Origin of the sequence: Flavobacterium sp. T12S277 (assembly GCF_048514875.1) — a bacterium.
Classification (GTDB): domain Bacteria; phylum Bacteroidota; class Bacteroidia; order Flavobacteriales; family Flavobacteriaceae; genus Flavobacterium.
Genome location: NZ_JBLYEG010000001.1, coordinates 448,923 through 467,638 on the forward strand (window position 1 = coordinate 448,923; position 18,716 = coordinate 467,638).

Annotated in this window: 19 protein-coding genes; 13 read left to right on the forward strand and 6 right to left on the reverse strand. The window is 37.6% G+C overall.

Annotated features, from left to right (window positions below; translation table 11 throughout):
* Positions 1–102: 102 nt before the first annotated feature.
* Positions 103–1,005: a hypothetical protein gene (locus ACN1CN_RS01820; RefSeq protein WP_419134438.1), complete on the reverse strand. Its 903-nt coding sequence runs from the start codon at positions 1,003–1,005 to the stop codon at positions 103–105.
* Positions 1,002–1,430 carry a DM13 domain-containing protein gene (locus ACN1CN_RS01825; protein ID WP_419134439.1) on the reverse strand — a complete coding sequence of 143 codons (429 nt, stop codon included), beginning with the start codon at positions 1,428–1,430 and terminating at the stop codon, positions 1,002–1,004. The genes ACN1CN_RS01820 and ACN1CN_RS01825 overlap by 4 nt, the downstream gene beginning before the upstream one ends.
* 208 nt (positions 1,431–1,638) lie before the next feature.
* On the opposite strand from ACN1CN_RS01825, the gene ACN1CN_RS01830 reads away from it, so the two are divergent.
* Complete coding sequence (locus ACN1CN_RS01830; RefSeq protein WP_419134440.1) at positions 1,639–2,604, forward strand: LysR substrate-binding domain-containing protein; 966 nt, start codon at positions 1,639–1,641, stop codon at positions 2,602–2,604.
* A 176-nt stretch (positions 2,605–2,780) separates the two neighbouring features.
* On the opposite strand, the gene ACN1CN_RS01835 is transcribed toward ACN1CN_RS01830, so the two are convergent.
* Entirely contained in the window at positions 2,781–3,578 is a 798-nt protein-coding gene (locus ACN1CN_RS01835; RefSeq protein WP_291287774.1) for an alpha/beta hydrolase, read from the reverse strand.
* 52 nt (positions 3,579–3,630) lie between these two features.
* Positions 3,631–4,050 carry an OsmC family protein gene (locus tag ACN1CN_RS01840; RefSeq protein ID WP_419134441.1) on the reverse strand — a complete coding sequence of 140 codons (420 nt, stop codon included), beginning with the start codon at positions 4,048–4,050 and terminating at the stop codon, positions 3,631–3,633.
* 466 nt (positions 4,051–4,516) lie between these two features.
* Between ACN1CN_RS01840 and ACN1CN_RS01845 the strand changes: the two genes are divergently transcribed.
* Positions 4,517–5,110: a hypothetical protein gene (locus ACN1CN_RS01845; protein ID WP_419134442.1), complete on the forward strand. Its 594-nt coding sequence runs from the start codon at positions 4,517–4,519 to the stop codon at positions 5,108–5,110.
* Between the two features lie 12 nt (positions 5,111–5,122).
* Here ACN1CN_RS01845 and ACN1CN_RS01850 read toward each other — a convergent pair whose 3' ends face one another.
* A complete protein-coding gene (locus ACN1CN_RS01850; RefSeq protein ID WP_419134443.1) occupies positions 5,123–5,890 on the reverse strand; it encodes a methyltransferase domain-containing protein in 768 nt (255 codons plus the stop codon).
* 472 nt (positions 5,891–6,362) lie between these two features.
* Between ACN1CN_RS01850 and ribB the strand changes: the two genes are divergently transcribed.
* The 11 genes from ribB (at position 6,363) to ACN1CN_RS01905 (ending at position 16,933) form a co-directional block, all read left to right on the forward strand.
* Positions 6,363–7,025 carry a 3,4-dihydroxy-2-butanone-4-phosphate synthase gene (gene ribB / locus ACN1CN_RS01855; RefSeq protein WP_291287777.1) on the forward strand — a complete coding sequence of 221 codons (663 nt, stop codon included), beginning with the start codon at positions 6,363–6,365 and terminating at the stop codon, positions 7,023–7,025.
* Between the two features lie 58 nt (positions 7,026–7,083).
* The gene (locus tag ACN1CN_RS01860) at positions 7,084–7,662 is read left to right on the forward strand and encodes a Crp/Fnr family transcriptional regulator (protein ID WP_291287778.1); all 579 of its coding nucleotides are present in this window, start codon (positions 7,084–7,086) and stop codon (positions 7,660–7,662) included.
* A 67-nt stretch (positions 7,663–7,729) separates the two neighbouring features.
* Complete coding sequence (locus tag ACN1CN_RS01865) at positions 7,730–8,293, forward strand: Crp/Fnr family transcriptional regulator (protein WP_419134444.1); 564 nt, start codon at positions 7,730–7,732, stop codon at positions 8,291–8,293.
* Between the two features lie 74 nt (positions 8,294–8,367).
* Positions 8,368–8,694 (forward strand): DMT family transporter, encoded by a 327-nt coding sequence (locus ACN1CN_RS01870; RefSeq protein WP_264523778.1) that lies wholly within the window; start codon positions 8,368–8,370, stop codon positions 8,692–8,694.
* A gap of 290 nt (positions 8,695–8,984) precedes the next feature.
* The gene (locus tag ACN1CN_RS01875) at positions 8,985–9,332 is read left to right on the forward strand and encodes a hypothetical protein (RefSeq protein ID WP_419134445.1); all 348 of its coding nucleotides are present in this window, start codon (positions 8,985–8,987) and stop codon (positions 9,330–9,332) included.
* A 444-nt stretch (positions 9,333–9,776) separates the two neighbouring features.
* A complete protein-coding gene (locus ACN1CN_RS01880; RefSeq protein WP_291287781.1) occupies positions 9,777–10,250 on the forward strand; it encodes a DUF4625 domain-containing protein in 474 nt (157 codons plus the stop codon).
* A gap of 10 nt (positions 10,251–10,260) precedes the next feature.
* Complete coding sequence (locus tag ACN1CN_RS01885) at positions 10,261–12,693, forward strand: TonB-dependent receptor (RefSeq protein ID WP_419134446.1); 2,433 nt, start codon at positions 10,261–10,263, stop codon at positions 12,691–12,693.
* 37 nt (positions 12,694–12,730) lie between these two features.
* Positions 12,731–13,633 carry a DUF4625 domain-containing protein gene (locus ACN1CN_RS01890; protein WP_419134447.1) on the forward strand — a complete coding sequence of 301 codons (903 nt, stop codon included), beginning with the start codon at positions 12,731–12,733 and terminating at the stop codon, positions 13,631–13,633.
* Between the two features lie 25 nt (positions 13,634–13,658).
* The gene (locus ACN1CN_RS01895; protein ID WP_419134448.1) at positions 13,659–14,873 is read left to right on the forward strand and encodes a hypothetical protein; all 1,215 of its coding nucleotides are present in this window, start codon (positions 13,659–13,661) and stop codon (positions 14,871–14,873) included.
* A 634-nt stretch (positions 14,874–15,507) separates the two neighbouring features.
* Positions 15,508–16,092 carry a hypothetical protein gene (locus tag ACN1CN_RS01900; RefSeq protein WP_419134449.1) on the forward strand — a complete coding sequence of 195 codons (585 nt, stop codon included), beginning with the start codon at positions 15,508–15,510 and terminating at the stop codon, positions 16,090–16,092.
* A gap of 4 nt (positions 16,093–16,096) precedes the next feature.
* Positions 16,097–16,933, forward strand: coding sequence for a hypothetical protein (locus ACN1CN_RS01905; protein WP_419134450.1), 837 nt, complete (start codon positions 16,097–16,099; stop codon positions 16,931–16,933).
* A 78-nt stretch (positions 16,934–17,011) separates the two neighbouring features.
* On the opposite strand, the gene ACN1CN_RS01910 is transcribed toward ACN1CN_RS01905, so the two are convergent.
* Positions 17,012–18,709, reverse strand: coding sequence for a ribonucleoside-diphosphate reductase subunit alpha (locus tag ACN1CN_RS01910; RefSeq protein WP_419134451.1), 1,698 nt, complete (start codon positions 18,707–18,709; stop codon positions 17,012–17,014).
* Between the last annotated feature and the right edge of the window lie 7 nt (positions 18,710–18,716).

Sequence of the window (18,716 nt, forward strand, 5' to 3'; positions counted from 1 at the left end):
GATGTAAGAAAAAATTTGCGTTACTTATTTAACACAATAAATTTCTTTACTGTACTTGATATTCTAAGCCTATTTATACTTCAGTCAGCATCCAAAAATCTTTTAAAACCACATTTTATAACTCAAACCTGCGGTCCATGCTCTGGTAAGTCCGTCTGGTCTGACTTCCCGCACCACAAAAGGCGTCGCGACCGAAACTTCAATACTGCTACCGGATGGAAAATGATAGCCCGCAATAAGATTCCCGTTAACCGTAAGTCCTTCAGAGCCTGCAATATTTTTTCTTTGTCCATAAATATCTTCGTAAGTGTCTTCTCCCAAATGGTAAATCAAAAGCAAATTGGGTTTGAACGAAAACTTATGATTGGATGTAGTAATCGTATAGGTTCCGCGTAAAAGCATGTCTGGTTTTCTTTCAAATAAATTGGTGGTCACAAAATCGGCTGTACCTGAATATTCGCTGAAATACGAATTTGCATTTATGTCAATTACAGGTAGCTGTACGGCATAATTAAAATCCCAGTTTTTATAGTTTAAGTTAACACTTCCCAAAAAATCAAAAGTTCCAAGACTGCTCTGATAATCCATTGGAAGCGGGTGATCGTTTATTTTAAGATTACTTTGATTAAAGGGAATTTTAACCCCCGAAGTAAAACTCCATTGGTAAGAACCCTTCATAACCGGCCGATAGTTTGCGGTTAAAAAGGCATCTCCAACCGAACCTCTGCTTCCAAAACTTCCATTTGCATAAGAGGACGTTACTTTTGCATTGGCAGACCATTTTTCATTAAAAATTCGGTTGTAGCCAATATAGCCCGACACATACTTCACATCGGCATCTCCTTTACCCACGATAGTAGCAAATTCAATACTGTTGCTTTTCTTCTTGTCGGTTTCATTAACCGCGCTTCCGATACTGCAAATACCGGCATCGCTACAGCCTTGTGCCTTAGAGAGATTAAACACAGACAACAAGGCTAAAACAATTAAAAACTTAATTTTCATAATGAGTTGGATTTTAAAGCAGCAGTGGCAAAAAGGTGATTGAATTGCTGACAATGAATTAATACATAGGGATAGGTTGCAAAACTGACTCCTTCGGGAACGGTGTAGGTTTGTGAAGCTCCGGATCCCAGACTTCCAAGGTTTATAAAACTGTCCGGTCTGTTGGTTTTAGAAAGATAGACTTTAAGATCGGGGCCACTCGAAATACTAAAATCCTTCAAAGACAATTTGTACCGATCTCCTTCTTTATAGATATTAGCGGTACCCGTAACTTTGTTGCCTGCCTCGGGTTCTAAAGTTCCCGTAAACCGTAAAGTCGCTTCTGAAGAAACCTGTCCTGAACCAATTTTCTCACGGGTTAATTCGCCTTCTGATTCACAACCAAAAAACATTAAAATAGTAATCACAGTAAGTATCTTTCTCATTTTGTATCGTTTAAGAAATCGAATTTACTCACTCTCCTCTTTCGTTAATGTCGGCTAGTTTACATATCCTGCAAATTTTCGGTCTTTTGTCCGGTGCTGCTCATTCCCCGCTCCTTTTATCAACTGAAAAAGTAAAAGTGCCTGCATCGTGTAATTTGATGTTATACCGCGATATTTTTTTACCTTTATATCAATTATACAAATCCAAATGACAATTCAACAGTTAAAATATATTGTAGCACTAGACGACGAGCGCCATTTTGCCAGAGCTGCAGAAGTTTGTATGGTATCACAACCCGGGCTAACGATTCAGTTAAAAAATCTGGAAGAAGAAATTGGAATTAAAATTTTCGATCGGAACAAAGTGCCTTTAACTCCTACCGTTCTGGGAACTGAAATTATAAACCGTGCCAGAAAAATACTTCGGGAAGCCGACGAAATCAGAGATTTTGTCGTGAATGAGAAAAATAAACTAGAGGGTGAAGTCAAAATTGGTATCATTTCAACTTTGTCACCTTATCTGATTCCACTGTTTATTCAGGCGATGAAAAAAGCCACTCCCAAAATGCAATTCATTATAAAAGAAGCCAATACAGGCCAATTGATGAATGATGTTATGACGGGAGTTCTTGACGTGGCCATAATGGCTACCCCTACCGGAAATCCGCATTTGATTGAACATCCTGTTTTTAAGGAACCGTTTGTAGCCTATTTGAATACAGTACATCCCATGGCTGCAGCAGCGCACTACGAATTACAGCCCTCAGATCGTGCCGAATTACTTTTGCTGCAAAACGAATATTGTTACAATGCTCAGCTTCTGGATATTTGTGATATTAAAAGTACGGGCAAAATAAAAGAACAGTTCAGTTATGACATCAGCTCGATTGAAACCCTAAAGAATCTGGTGCGAGCCGAATTAGGTTTTGCCATAATTCCCGAACTTTCGATGATTAATGATGCCGAAACCGGGCTTTTCAAACATTTTAAAGACCCAAAACCGGTACGCGAGATAAGTCTGGTGGTGTCGGATACCTTTTCTAAAAAGTTATTACTGGAAAAAATGAATGAGGCGATCTGGAATTGCCTGCCGGAATCGTTACAGCAAAACTTTGCTTACCGCAAAATAAGATGGAACGACTCTCCGTATTTTATTAAAGCTACTACTCGCTAAATAGCTATCAGCAATCCATACAAAAAAAGCCAAAATACCTTGCAGTACTTTGGCTTTTTTGTGTTCAAAACAATGTTGCTGGTATTAAAGTCTGTGAGAAACAAAAAAATTCACAATCAAATTAAAATAGTCAAATCTTTTTTTCTCGCAGATTGTGCAGATTCTTTACGATTTCTTTATTTTCCGCTTAGATCTTTAGCAGCGCCAATTATTACATTGGCAACGGCTACTGGCTGTGACATGAAAACACAGTGGCTTCCTTTTACTTCAGTCGCTTTAGTTTTGGAGCGTTTGTACATCGCACGCTGAATAGATGGGTCGATACTTTTGTCCTGTGTCGCAATTACTGCATAGGCCGGTTTATCTTTCCATGCTGCTTTGGTGATTGGTGTTATAAAACCTTTTGCGTAAAAAGCACCTTGTGAGGCATACATAAAAGCTGCTTCTTCTTTACTGATGTCTGCGCAGAATCCGGCATGAAACTTAGCCTCATCATAATACACTATACCTTTATCATTTGGAGGCAACACACCATTTTCGGGAGCAGGAGCGGCTGTTTGCAGCCATTGTAAAGCCGATTCTCCGTTGTCTGGCTGAAAAGCTGCCACATATACCAATCCAACCACATTAGGATGGTTACCGGCCTGTGTAATTACAGCACCTCCCCAGGAATGTCCTACCAGAATCGTTGGGCCGTCCTGATTGTCTAATACCACATTGGTTGCTGCTACATCGTCTTCAAGCGAACTTAACGGATTTTGAACAATCGTTACTTTATAGCCCTTTTTTGAAAGTACGTCGTATAAATTTCTCCATCCGGAACCATCAGCAAATGCTCCGTGAACCAACACTACATTTTTAATTTTTGTTGGCGCTGTTTGCGCAACTGAATTTGTTGATACTAAAAAAGTTAAAATTAAAGCGGCAGACATGAATACACGATTCAATTGTCTTTTTAAATTAATTGTTTTCATTTTTTTTATTTTTTAAGATGTTGTTTGTTAGATTTAAATTCCTCGTTATTTTTTAAGACAATAAAAACACATTTAAAGCAATTTCTGTGTTCAATACTTTTGAAATTGGACAAATCTCTTTTGCTTTTTGAGCTGTTGCTTCAAAATTTTCTGCGGTAATTCCCGGAACAGCTCCTGTAAGTTCAAGAGTAATTAAAGTGATGGTACCGTCTTCAAAAGTTACTTTGGCAGTCGTATTAAGATCTTCGGGAACAAAACCTGCCTCCGATAATAAAAAGCTTAATTGCATTGTAAAACATCCTGCATGTGCAGCAGCGATCAATTCTTCAGGGTTAGTTCCTACTCCCTCAGCAAAACGGGTTTTAAAAGAGAGTTGAGCATTGTGTAAAGTAGTACTTTGTGTAGTAATGGTTCCTTTTCCTTCCATTCCTGTACCTTTCCAGTTTGCATTTGCGTTTCTTGTAAATTTCATGACTAAAGTTTTTAATGTTATCAATTTTAATTTTCAAACCGTTGTTCTGATTTGATGAGACAAATTTATGGCAGGCATTCTCATAAATCAAATTGATAATTTTATATCATTATAAATTTAAATTATAATACACTCCTAAAATTATCAAACTCTGTACTGATTATAAGGGCTCAATCAAAACTTTCACTGCTCACCAAACGAAAGATTTTGGTTTGCTTTTTTTAGACAATTATTTTTTTAGCTCTTAAAAAGATCGTAATTGAAAGACAAAAAAGAGGATTCTATCCTGGTAAAACGCACAGGAATAGCTAAAAAAATCGTAACTTTATATCTGATATTCTGCAATTTAAGAAATATTAAAGAATAATTAACTTTCGGTAAATGCAATAAATACCTATCATTAAATGTTATCTATCCGGACAGCAATACATGCATCTGATGTCTGAATTAACACTTTAAAAACAATATGAAAAAGATACTATTGACATTTATACTAATTGGTGCTTCCTTACATGGATATGCGCAGAAAGAAGTGAATGGCAAATACAAGCCCATTGATTCAAAAAATGTTGAATTAAAAGACGTACCGCCTCCAACAGAAACTCCGCAAAATCCGGATTTACCTTTGCCAAAAGAGCCAACCGTTTTAAAAATAAATCCCGAGGATCTGTACAAAAACAACAGCCTCTATAAACCGGAGGCCAATGTGGAAGGCATTTTTTACAGAAGAAACGAATATCTGGGAGGTTTTGTTACCAATACTGCGGTATCCACTATTCGCTACCGTGATGCTGCTTTTGTAGACGGCGATAAAATACGAGTGTACTTAAATGACAAAGTAATAGAACCTGAAGTAAGTCTAAATGGAGATTATCAGGGCTTTAAAATTACTTTGGTAAAAGGAATGAATAAAATTGACTTTGAAGCTTTAAACGAAGGTTCTGCTTCGCCCAATACAGCCGAATTTCAGGTTTACGACGATAAAGGAAAAGTGATAGAAGCAAGTCAGTGGAATGTGGGGAAAGGCTACAAAGCTACTATCATCCTGTACAAAGAATAGAACTTTATAAGATTAGATTTTACGGCCATAAAGCAACAGTCTTTTAAAAGAATAGATAGCGGGAAGCTTGGGAAAGCCTTCCGCTATTCTTTTTTTATACGTTTCGATAAAAAGGGCTTTCTCCTCTCCTTCCAGACGTTCTGTATACGGAATCAAAGCCGATCCCGAAATAAAACTGAAAAACGTCTCGTGGTCTTTTGCAATAATGGGATATACTTTTTGCTGGATTTCAAGATGTTCTAATCCGCCATCAAAAAGAATTTGCGCATAGGCATCGATGTCCAAAACCGGAGATTCTCTTTTAAAACCTTTGAGATAAGATACAAATGGTTCTTCCTGAACCAGCTCCAAAAGAATTTTATTAAGCTTGTTTTCCGGCTGAACCGGCATTTGTACTGCAAACTGTCCTTTCGGATTCAGCAGTTCTAGTAATTTGGCAAATAATGTCTCATGATCATCCGACCATTGCAAAGCCGCATTGCTAAAAATCAAATCCCACTTTTCACCCGATTCTAAGGTTTCTTCTGTAGTGGCTTTTCTGAAATGCAGCCGGTCTGTTTCTAAACTTTTTGACTGTTCCAGCATTTCTTCCGAAGAATCAACTCCCAGAAAATCAGCTTCTGTAAATTTATTGGCCAAAATTGCCGTTTGCTCTCCCGTACCACAGCCTAAATCAATAGCCTTCATCCCTTTTACCGGCTGAATAAAACTCGCCAAATCATAAAAAGGCTGGTATCGAATATTTTTGAACTTATTGTAGATTTCCGGATTCCAAGGCATTGTTCTCTTATTTTACAATCAATTTTGATCCCGAAAAGAAGCGGTAATCAAAATAAAATCAAGTTACTAAAGACTAAGATACAAAATTTTCAGAGGAAAGATATAACAATAAAAAAAGACTCTACAATGCGTATTTATACGCCTTTTAGTAGAAGTATGCCGTTCTGTAGTGATTTGACTTTAAATTAAAATGTTTTCCAAACCCGACAGGTTTTTGAAACCTGTCCGCTTTATTGGAAGATACGGGTAATTAAGTATCGCTTTTCAATTCTAAACTAATTTTAAATGGTATTACTACGCCCTACTTTACAAATGAGTTCAATTCTTTTTCTATAATCTAAACCCGACAGGTTTTTGAAACCTGTCGGGTTTGTTGATTGGAAAGTTACTGATTTTATTGACCTATATCAAACTTTTGTATTGGAAACAAGTCTAGCTTTGCTGCTCTTTAATTCAAAAAACTCAACTAAAAATGATCAGCACCTTACCTTATCCTTTAGAAAAATTTGGTTTAACCAGCATCGAGCGTGTCGAAAATGCATTACAACAGCTGCGAAACGGAAAAGGAATTTTACTAACTGATGACGAAAACCGCGAAAACGAAGGCGATTTAATTTTTTCGGCACAACATATCAGCGTACAAGACATGGCCCTCATGATACGCGAATGCAGCGGAATCGTTTGCCTGTGCCTGCCCAATGAAAAAGCAGATCAGCTTGAATTACCTTATATGGTAAAAGAAAACACCAGTAGTTTCCAGACCCCATTTACCATTACGATCGAAGCAAAAGAAGGGGTTACCACCGGAGTTTCGGCAGCAGATCGAATTACGACCATTAAAACGGCATCTGCGGTAAATGCCAAAGCTTCGGATCTGGCAAGACCTGGACATATTTTCCCCTTACGAGCCAAAAACAATGGTGTTCTCGAACGAAACGGACATACGGAAGGCAGTGTAGATTTAATGAAATTAGCAGGTTTACAACCCGAAGCCGTTTTGTGCGAGTTAATGAACGCAGACGGAACCATGGCCAAACTGGACAAAATCATTAGCTTTGCAATACAACACGATTTGGTAGTGCTATCTATTGAAGATATCATTTACTACCGAAAATTTGTAAAAGACTATCTTTAATTGTTAATGGTTGATTATTAATTGTTAATGATTGATTACCCAATAACTAATTATCTAAATGCCTTACGAACAACTAGCTGCTTATATAAAAAAACGTATTGCTGTTTCTGATGAAAATCTCAATACTATTTTATCTTACTTTAAACCTTTACAACAAAGCAAGAATGAATTGCTGCTTTCGGCAGGGCAAACGAGTCAGCATACCTATTTTGTAACTAAAGGCTGTTTGAGAATTTACTTTATCAATGAAGAGGGAAAAGATGTTACCCGTTATATTGCATTCGAAAACCAAATTGCGACGGCTTTGGTCAGTTTTATCACCAAAATGCCTTCGACAGAATACATACAGGTTATTGAAAAGTCGGAGTTGTTGTACATCAGTCACGAAGATTTCAATCATTTGATGGAGATTATTCCGCAATGGCGGGAATTTTATTGTTCGTATTTGGAAAAGGCCTACGTAAATAACACTAACAGATTGATGTCGTTTACTACTATGGATGCTTTAGAAAGATACAGTCAGTTGCTTAAAATTAATCCGGCAATTGTAAAACGGCTGCCCAATAAAATTGTAGCTTCGTATATCAATATTTCGCAGGAAACCCTGAGCAGACTGAAATCGAAAGTTTCCGTTTAATTTTCAAACCACACATCTCACATTTTACATTTCACAACTAACATTTTACATCTCACATCTCACAACAATGGACATCGATACAATTCTTGACGACATATTTCAACTCCCCGAGGAGTCCAAAAATGCATTAAAACTAGGTATTAGTGAGATAAGTTATCCTAAAGGACATATACTGTTAAATGCCGGAAAGATTGAATCTGCGCTCTATTTTATAAAAAAAGGAATTGTGCGGGCGTATGTGGATGAGAATGATAGTGAAATTACGTTCTGGTTTGGAAAAGAAGGGCAAACTATTCTTTCCATGAAAAGTTATGTCGAAGAGCAAAAGGGTTATGAAACGATAGAACTTCTCGAAGACTGTGAACTTTATGAATTAAAAAAAGCGCATTTGCAGCAGTTGTTTGAAACCGATATTAATATTGCCAACTGGGGCAGGAAATTTGCCGAACAGGAACTCATTAAAACAGAAGAACGGTTAATTTCAAGGCAATTCCGAAACGCAACCGATCGTTATCTGGAACTTATGAAACACCATCCCGAACTGATTCAAAGAATTCAACTGGGGCATATTGCTTCCTATCTTGGCATTACACAAGTAAGCCTAAGCAGAATAAGAGCCGACTTGAAATAAATTCATTTTTTATCATATGTTAAATTTTTATTGCAGGAGTTAAAGGAACTTTGCCTCATAAAATTATAACGATTATGAACTGGATTATTCTAATTATTGCGGGACTGTTTGAAGTTGCTTTTGCAACCTGTCTCGGAAAAGCCAAAGAGGCAACTGGTACCGATGTTTACTTATGGTACACGGGCTTTTTTATATCACTAACCGTAAGCATGCTGCTTTTGATTAAAGCTACTGAAACACTTCCTATTGGAACAGCCTATGCGGTATGGACCGGAATTGGAGCTGTTGGAACGGTACTGATGGGAATTTTTGTTTTTAAAGAACCTGCTGCCTTCTGGAGATTGTTCTTTCTTTTTACCCTGGTAAGTTCTATTATCGGACTTAAAGCGGTATCACACTAATCGAACTACAACATTTACGATAGTTACTTCAAATTCAATTGTCAATTCAAGGAACGAAATAGCGCAAACACTCAGCATACAGGGGTAATATTACCTAATGTGCTTACTCGTTCCTTGAACTGATACAAAAAACCAGATTTATTCTTTACCACCTAAGATTTATCCTTCTAATTTTTTCTTTATTTTTTTCTTTATTTTTTTCTTTATTTTTTTTAATGAAACAATGTTGCATTTACAAATAAGAATTCTATATTTGTATTTCATTGCAGATAAGTTATCGATTCATTAGAATGAAAAAGAAATTTAAATTACTAAATCTTTTGATGCCGTTGGTGGTAGTATTTTCGATACTATTTCCGGCGATACATTCGTATGAACACATACAAAATCACAATGCTGCTCCCAAAACAGCAGCACATTACCATACCGACAAAAGCGAATTTAAAGTACAGGATCACTCCAGTGACGAATGTGCCATTTGTCATTTTAAATTTAGTCCTGTTGGTACTTTTAGCTTCGTAACTTTTCAGTTTTATAAAAATAGTACGCTAATTCCTTATGTACATTTTTATTCTAAATCGTATGCTCCTTTTTTCAAAGGGTCTTTATTCGCTCTTAGAGCACCTCCTATTTTCTAAAACAATAAAAAGTAAATCATTTCCATTTGGAATGGTGTGCCACTATATGTTTTAGATTCTTCATACAAAAAACATCTTTTTTTAAGGGCGTTGATTGTTTTCTATTTATTGGTACTGTTCAAGAAACATTTTGATTCCTACTGTCTGACGAGTTTATTCTTTTTGGGATAAAACTTTGGTGAGATTATCGGTTCAAAACAATTGTTACCGTTAACCAATGATCTACTACTATGCAATTCAATACCAGTAATCAAGTATTGTTTATAGCTGGTCACACACCTCTTACTTTTTAGTTTATCGAATTCCGCACCGATGAAAGCCATGCTTTTGCGACATCCTGTTATGCCGTAAAATGGTTCTTCATTCACTATTTCTTATGCGAAATAAGCCTTCCGTAATCCACATTTTTTACATATGAATACCGCTAAACTCAAATTAAACCGAATGAAAACTCCCAAAATTTTTCTGGCTCTTTTGGCAACGGGCTTTGTTTTCACAGCCTGTGACAGTGACAAAAACGAAATTGATACGGAATATCCCGTAATTGATATTTCGGCTGCAAATGCATTTCCGATACAATGCAGTACACTTAGCCGCGGACAAAAAATTACTTTCAGGGCAAAGTTTACAGACAACTCGCAATTAGGTTCGTACAGTCTGGACATTCACCACAATTTTGACCATCATACTCACAGCACTGAGGTAATGGACTGTACTGCTGATCCTGTCAAAAAACCTGTAAAACCAATGCTTTACATCAATTCGGTTACGATTCCTTCCGGACAAAAAACGTTCGAAGCTGTTCAGGAAATCAGTATTCCGGCAGATATTGATTCGGGAGATTATCATTTCATGATTCGTTTAACGGATAAGGAAGGCTGGCAAACGATTAAAGGTTTAAGCATTAAAATTTTATAAGTTGATTTTAATGAACAATAATAATTCTAGTCCCTTGCGAACGTATTTTGTGCTGCTCTTTTGTTTTGCTTTGGTTGTGGTTACAAAAGCTGCAGCGCAATCTGTTCGTGTTTCCGGCACTGTATTTTCTAAAGATCAAAAGCCTTTAGAAGGAGCTGTCGTTACCCTTTATCCGGCTCATATAAGCACTGTTACCAACAAAAAAGGACAATTCTTTCTGAATCAGGTTCCTAAAAACACAAAACGGTTAACGGTTACTTATTCCGGATATTCTTTATATGAAATACCTCTTTTTATAGATCAAAATACGATGGTACTTCCTGACATTTTCTTAAAACCGGAAGTAAATGAATTACTCGAAGTCGTGATTAGCGAAGGTTATGAAACGCGTCGTAAAAAACAGGAATCACTTAATCTTGAAATTGTAAACAGCAGTTTTATCCAGCGAAACCTTGGCGGAAGTCTGATGCAGTCTTTACAAAGACTACCGGGAGTCAAAACCATTTCTATTGGCTCTGGGAGCTCAAAACCCTTGATTCGCGGACTGAGTTTCAATCAGGTTATTGTGGTCGAAAACGGCTTCAAGCATGAAGGCCAGCAATGGGGCGCCGATCACGGTTTAGAAATCGATCAGTATGCAGTGAATCGCGTGGCAATTATCAAAGGTCCTTCATCGTTTATGTACGGTTCTGATGCGATTGGAGGTGCCATAAACATACAGCCACTACCCTTTCCTGCTCAGCATGTTTTAGGCGGAAGTGCTGATTTTACAGGCAAAAGCAACAATGCGCAATTTGGAGGATCAATGAACCTGTACGGACGGAATGAAAACTGGTTCTTTGATACCCGAGTTACCGCCATGGACTACGGAGATTATCGCGTTCCTACCGATACGGTACAGGTTTACAATTATGCTGTTCCCTTATACAAAAATCATTTGCGCAACACGGCAGGACGTGAACTCGATTTACACGCCAGCACCGGCTATGTCTCTGATAAATTCAGGTCGGTTTTATATTTCAGTAACATTTATACCAAAAGCGGCTTTTTTGCCAACGCTCACGGACTCGAACCCCGAAATGTGGATACCGAACTCCATGACCGATCCAACAGGGATATTTTAATGCCTTTTCAGGAAGTGACTCATACAAAAATCAGTAATACAACTTCTTTTTCGGTGGGTTCACATCGGGTGGAAACACAACTGGGGTTTCAGAAAAACTTCCGTCGCGAATGGAGCCATTATGTCAATCATGGGTATATGCCGCCGCTATATCCTGTTGACATGTATGCTCCGAATCATCTGGAAAGACAATACGATAAAGAAGTGTTTTCTGCTGCTGTTAAGGATGAATTTACAATTCAAAAGCATCAGTTTACGACAGGAATTAATGCCGAACAGCAACAAAACAGTATTAACGGCTGGAGTTTTTTAATTCCTGCTTTTAAACAATTTAATGCAGGAGCATTTGTATATGATAAAATTGAGCTCAGCGAATTATGGCTGCTTCATGCCGCCGTACGACTGGATTACGGCAAAATCAAAATGAAGCAGTACACCGACTGGTTTCCAAGTGAAGTCACTGAAAATGGGCAAACAACACCCCAATATTTAAAACGTTCGCAAGACCTGACCCGAACCTTTCAGAGTTTTAACTGGTCAGCAGGTGTTAACTATACTCCCGGCCAATGGTCTTTAAAAGCCAATCTGGGGACGAGTTTCAGAATGCCAATCGCAAAAGAACTGGCTTCAAATGGTGTTAATTATCATTATTTCAGATTTGAAAAAGGCAATCCAGGTCTATCACCCGAACGTTCGTACCAGTTAGATCTTGGTATGGAATGGCAAGAGAATAAATGGTCGGTACAGTTGAGCCCTTTTTTCAATTATTTTCCGAATTACATTTATCTCAACCCCACTTCACAACATGATATATACTACGGAGCAGGCAATCAGGTATTTGAATACGAGCAAAGTAAAGTCCTGCGTTATGGCGGCGAATTACAAGTACGATACCAGTTTTTTAAATATTTAAGTGGTGAAATGCTGGCGGAATACCTTTACAGTGAACAAATGTCTGGAGATAAAAAAGGATATACACTGCCCTTCTCTCCTCCTCCTTCTGTTTTGTTTGGGATTACGTACAATCCGGAAATAAAAAACTTAAAAGAAACGTACTTCTCCCTTGATTATCGTTTTACAGCCGAACAAAACCAGATCGTTCCTCCGGAAAAGAAAACGGCAAGCAGCAGCGTCTTCAATCTTGCTATGGGAACCCAGCTAAAAACCGGACAGCAAACTTTTATTATAAGCCTGCAGGTACAAAACCTGTTCAATACAAAATACCTTAATCACACCAGCTTTTACAGGTTAATAGAACTTCCTGAGGCTGGCAGAAACATTATTCTATCGCTCAAAATTCCATTTTTAATACACAAATAAATACAATATGAATTCAATTAATCAATCCAAGGCCCTAATGAAAAAACTAAAATTAATACTGCTCTTTGTAGCCGTGAGTGTGGCTTTTACAGCCTGTAATAACGACGACGACAAAGAGGTTTCAAAACCCAAAGCTGAAAATATTGAAATTGGTACTGCCAATAACAAAAAAGCCCTGATTGGCCGTGATTTTCATTTTAACGCCGATGTACTTGCCGGGGATAAAATTGCCGATGTACAATTAAAAATCCTTCCTATAAAAGGCGAAACCTATACCAAAGACTGGAAGTTTGAGTTGTCCTGGGCAGAATACAAAGGCACCAAAAACACCAACGTACACAAGCACTTCAACATTCCGGCCGATGCTCCGGAAGGCAAGTTTGATTTCCTTTTTATTGTTTTGGATGAAAACGGATCGAAACTCGAAATTAAAGAAGTAGTAACCATTACCGATCCTGCGAATATGCCCGTTGATCCTATGATTGGCCGTGATAATCTATCGCGAAACGATGATCTGATTTACTATATAAATACCTGGGTTGAACCGGAACTTATTTTCAAAAAAAATGATCTTCTGACTGCGCATGCGCAAGTAAGTCAAATTATGGGGGATGGAATTTTATATTCTGTTTTGATAAAAAAAAGCGCCAATTATCACCCAGAAAGTATCGACAAACTTGATTTCAAGAAGGCAATTGTGATTTCAAAAGTCGAACATAAAGGTCTGGCGGCTGCTTCAAAAATTACTACACTTCAAAAAATAAATGGTGTTTTGGGCGGTCAAAGCATCACTATTGGTGCAGATAAAGATTTCGAAGGAACTCCAATAACCGCAGACAAAGCTTGGCAATCCGGAACATACAACTGGGTCGTGCTTTATAAAAACACCACTTACAATATGAGCGTCTACAAATCGATGCCTATTACAATTAACTTTTAAATATCAACTTTAATATACCTTTACCATGAAAAACAAGTATTACAAACTCATTTTCCTATTCGCCTTATCTACCACTATACTCTCTTGTAGCAACGACGACGACAATACTCCTGAAACCCCTAAAGAGGCTTTAACCGAGTATAAATTCTTAAGAATTTTACTTTCTGATGAAAAAACAACCGAGATTACACTGGTCGATCCGGTCGAGGCTAAAACAAGTTCTTTTAATGCCAAATTTGCAAAATCTTCCCTATATACCACAGAATCTAAACGATATGCAGGAATCATTCACAGAGCCAGTAATACGGTTGAAACTTTCGACAGTGGTTTTGAAGGTCATGGCGATCATGTGGATGTAGACGGAATCCCGAAATTTGGTGCTTTAATTGGTCAGGCGCCTATGCCTACCCATTTTAAAAGCAAAAGCGGAGAACTGATGACTTTTAATGACGGAGACGGAACACTGGCTGTCGCCAAAGAATCTGAAGTCAATACTGCAGGAGCTAAATTTAAAATCATAAATGCAGGTTTATTAGCCCATCATGGTGCTATGGCTACTTTTTCTAACGGAAGTTATGCCATTACCGAAAAAGACAATTCGGTAGCAGGGACGCTTCCTGAGAAAGTAAAAATCATCGACAATTCGGGTAAAACCCTTTTTAATGCTACTGTTACGACCAAAGGAATTCACGGAAATGCGTCAGACGGAACTTATGCCGTTTTTGGATCGGCAAGCGGTGTGCTTGTAGTGGAAAGTACCGGAAAACAAAAACTTATTGCGCTTCCTGCTGACTTTGGAACTGCCTGGTTTGGAACTATTTTAGAAACCAAAGCCAAAGGAAAATTTGTGGGCTATACCGCTGCAAAAGGAGCTTATCTTATCGATGTGGCGAGCGAAACCATTAAACCTATCTTGCAAAATACGACGATCATGCAATGCAAAGTGAGTTTCAATGCTACTAAACTGGGAATTCTGCTGCATTCGGGTGAATTCAAACTTTACAATCTTACCAGTCTGCAACTTGAAAAAGAAGGAAAAGTTATTGCTGAAACCGCCACTGATGCGGCTTTAAAACCACAAATTCAACTAACAGAGAACTTTGCTTACCTTACTTCTCCGTCTACGGGAGAATTACTACAACTGAATTTGTCTACCATGGCAATTGCTAAAAAAATAAAGGTTTCGAGCACCCCTTATATGATTACGATTTTGGGCTTTGAAAACAGCAAAGGTCACTAGAAATCAATTTTAAACGTTTACTTTATCAAAAGGCCGGATCATTTATCCGGCCTTTTTTTTAATAAAACAGTTCCGTAGGAACGACCTATTTATAGCAACGGATTTTAATCCGTTGAAAATAAAACACAACCACCGGAAAGTTCCGTAGGAACGATACATGTAAATTACAGGCAACAGCATTTCTTGCCACAGATTAAAAGGATTATTTAGATTATTAATCCGCTAACCCGAGCGATAGCGAACAGGCGAAGCAATCTGCCAGATCTGCGGGAGAAATAAATCTCGCGAAGTCGCGGAGTCGCAAAGGTTTATATCCTTTCCTTCCCACAAAAAACGCTCTCAAAAACAGTTCCGAGGGAACGATTTGCTTTCTAGCAACTGATTTAAATCCACTGAAAATAAAACACAACACCACAAACGCGTGTCTCTTTTGAATGAAACCTCCTATATTTTTATTAGTAAAAAATCTGGACAGTTTAAATTTTAACAGAAAAAATATTATTTTTACACACATAAAACAATGATAAACAAATAATTACAAAACAAAAACACTACATTTTATTATTATTTATCACGACAAACAAGTACGCTCCTAACAAATTAAATATAAGTTAACCCCTTAAAATTGAGTACTATGAAACAAGTGTTATTTAAAAATTTAGGCGAGAGCAGAAATAGGGATATTTTTCCATCGCAAGAAGTGAAAGAAAGTTTAGTCAACGCATTTTTTCCGGAAGACACATTAACACTCACTCAAAATTTATCGAGTGTGACTGCGGCTTTTTATGGCCTGTTATTAAAGAATATTGGCGCCGCTTTTGGAAATGATAAAATGGATGAGCATTCGAAGAAATTATTCTATGAATTAGGAAAACTAAAAACCATGCAGGCTTTTCAGGTACATCCTGCACTGGAAAAAGACACAAGGACATTTGCCGCGGTTGTTATTTATACGATATACAACTCAAGTCCCGAATACCACTTCAGAATACTAAAGTACAGTCCGGAAAATACAATTGTAGAACTTACCGGAGTCGATCGGTATTTAAAAGTTTTAACGGAGCTGGGAATTGAGAAACACATTACTATACCTACATTTTTACCTTTTGTAGAAGGAATTAAAGAAATGGTAAACATTCCTTGTCAGATCGATTATACGTTTGAACAAACCAACGAGGACTTTACAATCAAATCGGTGTATAACATTAAACAACTTTAATACTATGATACCACAACCCACAAAAAATATAGTAGAATTAATTGGGGAGACTTCGCCCTATTTATTTGAAAATGCCGACAAAATTACGATTAAAGACAATCCTACTGAGTTTCCGCTTCATAAATCCTTTGAGTCTTTTGATCGGGAGAATTTTAGTGATTTTATTAAAATACTGACCACTATGGGAAGTCTGAACCTGGCAAAAGAAATGAAAACGGAAGAAAAAAATTATTTTCTGGCGGAAAAACTCCGAATAAGAAGAATTTCGCATAAACGCCCTTCCGGATTATTAGTGGCCAAAATAAACCCTCAATTAGAAAACAATCAAAAAGGAAAGTCCTTAATTGAAATTAGAGACGACATGAATACCTTATTTCAAATGGAAGTTGATTATTATATTTTCAACGAACCTTCCTTCCGGAAAATATTTGAGCCGCATTACAATGACGAAACAGATCATACTTTCTCGTGTAACCTGCCCGAAACTTCATTTGAATATTTAAATGAAAATGAATTTAACGTCACTGTAAATGGATTTACCCGAAATCAATGCAAAGGACATTTTGAAAACTATCAAATTGTACCTGCAGTATATATTGCGAAATGCATTCTAAAAAATGTCTTTAAAGCAACTCCTGCCGGTAATCCTGAAGCAGCTCGGGTAGAAATAGAAAACGTAGAAGCTTTTTTAAACAGAGCGATGCCTGTACATACCGCTTTTAAAGTGAATGTAAGCATCTTTCAATTGCAAAAAAATCTAAAAACGTACAAATGCACCGTAACCGATTATGAAAATGAATACGGCCATTATTTTATTACTCTTAAAAACTTAGTGAACTAAAAAAATACCCTCACAAATAATCAAAATCAAACAAATACATCAACAGAAAAGGCCGGATAATACATCCGGCCTTTTTGTTTATGATTCGCAACTGCTGCAGCTTACCAAACTTGTTACTAGTTCTTTAGACACACTTTGACTGCGCTGGTAATACAAACTCTTGATTCCAAGCTGCCAGGCTTCAATAAGCAGTCGGTTTACTTCTTTAATCGGTAAATCGGCAGGGATATTCAAATTGATACTTTGCCCCTGATCTACAAATTTCTGACGTATTGCGGCCTGCTGTACAATCTCCAACTGACTGATTTCTTTAAAGGTTTTAAAAACATCTTTTTCTTCCTTTGTCAGCTGGGTCATGTGCTGTACGCTTCCGCCATTTAGCATGATTTCTCTCCAAACCTCTTCATTGTCGAGTCCTTTTTCTTCGAGTAAAATTTTAAGGTATTTGTTTTTACGCATAAAATTTCCTTTGCTAAGTCCTGCTTTGTAATAATTACTGCTAAAAGGCTCAATACCAGGTGAAGTTTGTCCTAAAATAGCCGATGATGAAGTTGTTGGCGCAATAGCCATAGTCGTCGTATTACGTCTTCCATATCCTTTTAGCAATTCAGGTTCGCCATAAATTCGGGCCAAATCCTGAGTCGCTTTGTCGGCTTTATCACTAATATGTTTAAAAATTTCTGTGGTTTTCATCTTGGCTTCCATTCCTTCAAACGGAATTCTGTTTTTTTGCAGATACGAGTGCCATCCCAAAACCCCAAGTCCAAGCGCACGGTGCCTTTTGGCAAATCGATTGGCTGCTGAAAGGTAATAGTTGCCTTCCGTTTTTTCTATAAATTCCTGCAATACAGCGTCCAGAAAAAAGATGGCTAATTTTACCGCTTCTGTGTCTTTCCATTCATCGTAAAGTTCCAGATTCATTGAGGAAAGACAGCAAATAAATGATTCGTCAAGGCTTGAAGGCAGCATGATTTCGCTGCACAAATTACTGGCATTAATGCGCAGGTTTTTGTCTTTATAAACCTGTGGTTTGTTTTTATTTACGTTGTCACTGAAAAAGATATACGGCAATCCTTTTTGCTGACGGCTTTCTAGCACCTTAGCCCAGATTTGTCTTTTGTCGTTATCGCCATCAATCATTTCCTGCATCCAGTAATCCGGTACACAGATCCCCGTAAACAAATTCTGAATTGGATTTCCAATACTCTTAATCTTCAAAAACTCCTCAATATCCGGGTGGTCTACGTCTAAATAAGCTGCAAATGCTCCGCGGCGTACTCCTCCCTGAGAAATGGTATCCATCGTAGTATCAAAAAGCTTCATAAAACTTACTGCCCCACTGCTCTTACCGTTATCTGTAACAGCGCTTCCTCTTTCACGTAACTCCCCAAAATACCCCGATGTTCCTCCACCAATTTTGGTTTGCATAATCACTTCACCCAGCTTATGTGTAATTCCTTCAATCTCATCCGGAACGTGCACATTAAAACACGAAATTGGCAAACCGCGTTCGGTTCCCATATTCGCCCAAACAGGAGAGCTGATACTCATCCAGCCGCGTTCGATCATTTCTACAAAAGATTCTTTCAATTCGGGTTTGTATAATCTTCTGGCTGCACCCGTGCAAATTCTGTCAATTGCACCTTCTACAGTTTCTCCTTTTAAAAGATAACCACGATTTAAAATTTGCTCACTTTCAGAGTTTTTCCACCACATTTTATTATCGGCCCCACTTAACGGAAGGCTGTTTGCTGAAGTTGTATCTATTGTATTCATAATTGTA

What these genes read in the sequence shown, in the direction of transcription:
- ACN1CN_RS01890 (WP_419134447.1), top strand. Translation starts at nt 12,731, where the DNA reads ATGAAAAAACTAAAATTAATACTGCTCTTTGTAGCCGTGAGTGTGGCT.
- ACN1CN_RS01880 (WP_291287781.1), top strand. Translation starts at nt 9,777, where the DNA reads ATGAAAACTCCCAAAATTTTTCTGGCTCTTTTGGCAACGGGCTTTGTT.
- ACN1CN_RS01905 (WP_419134450.1), top strand. Translation starts at nt 16,097, where the DNA reads ATGATACCACAACCCACAAAAAATATAGTAGAATTAATTGGGGAGACT.
- ACN1CN_RS01820 (WP_419134438.1), bottom strand. Translation starts at nt 1,005, where the DNA reads ATGAAAATTAAGTTTTTAATTGTTTTAGCCTTGTTGTCTGTGTTTAAT.
- ACN1CN_RS01865 (WP_419134444.1), top strand. Translation starts at nt 7,730, where the DNA reads ATGGACATCGATACAATTCTTGACGACATATTTCAACTCCCCGAGGAG.
- ACN1CN_RS01835 (WP_291287774.1), bottom strand. Translation starts at nt 3,578, where the DNA reads ATGAAAACAATTAATTTAAAAAGACAATTGAATCGTGTATTCATGTCT.
- ACN1CN_RS01885 (WP_419134446.1), top strand. Translation starts at nt 10,261, where the DNA reads ATGAACAATAATAATTCTAGTCCCTTGCGAACGTATTTTGTGCTGCTC.
- ACN1CN_RS01870 (WP_264523778.1), top strand. Translation starts at nt 8,368, where the DNA reads ATGAACTGGATTATTCTAATTATTGCGGGACTGTTTGAAGTTGCTTTT.
- ACN1CN_RS01860 (WP_291287778.1), top strand. Translation starts at nt 7,084, where the DNA reads ATGCCTTACGAACAACTAGCTGCTTATATAAAAAAACGTATTGCTGTT.
- ACN1CN_RS01845 (WP_419134442.1), top strand. Translation starts at nt 4,517, where the DNA reads ATGAAAAAGATACTATTGACATTTATACTAATTGGTGCTTCCTTACAT.
- ACN1CN_RS01895 (WP_419134448.1), top strand. Translation starts at nt 13,659, where the DNA reads ATGAAAAACAAGTATTACAAACTCATTTTCCTATTCGCCTTATCTACC.
- ACN1CN_RS01910 (WP_419134451.1), bottom strand. Translation starts at nt 18,709, where the DNA reads ATGAATACAATAGATACAACTTCAGCAAACAGCCTTCCGTTAAGTGGG.
- ACN1CN_RS01830 (WP_419134440.1), top strand. Translation starts at nt 1,639, where the DNA reads ATGACAATTCAACAGTTAAAATATATTGTAGCACTAGACGACGAGCGC.
- ACN1CN_RS01825 (WP_419134439.1), bottom strand. Translation starts at nt 1,430, where the DNA reads ATGAGAAAGATACTTACTGTGATTACTATTTTAATGTTTTTTGGTTGT.
- ACN1CN_RS01840 (WP_419134441.1), bottom strand. Translation starts at nt 4,050, where the DNA reads ATGAAATTTACAAGAAACGCAAATGCAAACTGGAAAGGTACAGGAATG.
- ACN1CN_RS01900 (WP_419134449.1), top strand. Translation starts at nt 15,508, where the DNA reads ATGAAACAAGTGTTATTTAAAAATTTAGGCGAGAGCAGAAATAGGGAT.
- ACN1CN_RS01850 (WP_419134443.1), bottom strand. Translation starts at nt 5,890, where the DNA reads ATGCCTTGGAATCCGGAAATCTACAATAAGTTCAAAAATATTCGATAC.
- ACN1CN_RS01875 (WP_419134445.1), top strand. Translation starts at nt 8,985, where the DNA reads ATGAAAAAGAAATTTAAATTACTAAATCTTTTGATGCCGTTGGTGGTA.
- ribB (WP_291287777.1), top strand. Translation starts at nt 6,363, where the DNA reads ATGATCAGCACCTTACCTTATCCTTTAGAAAAATTTGGTTTAACCAGC.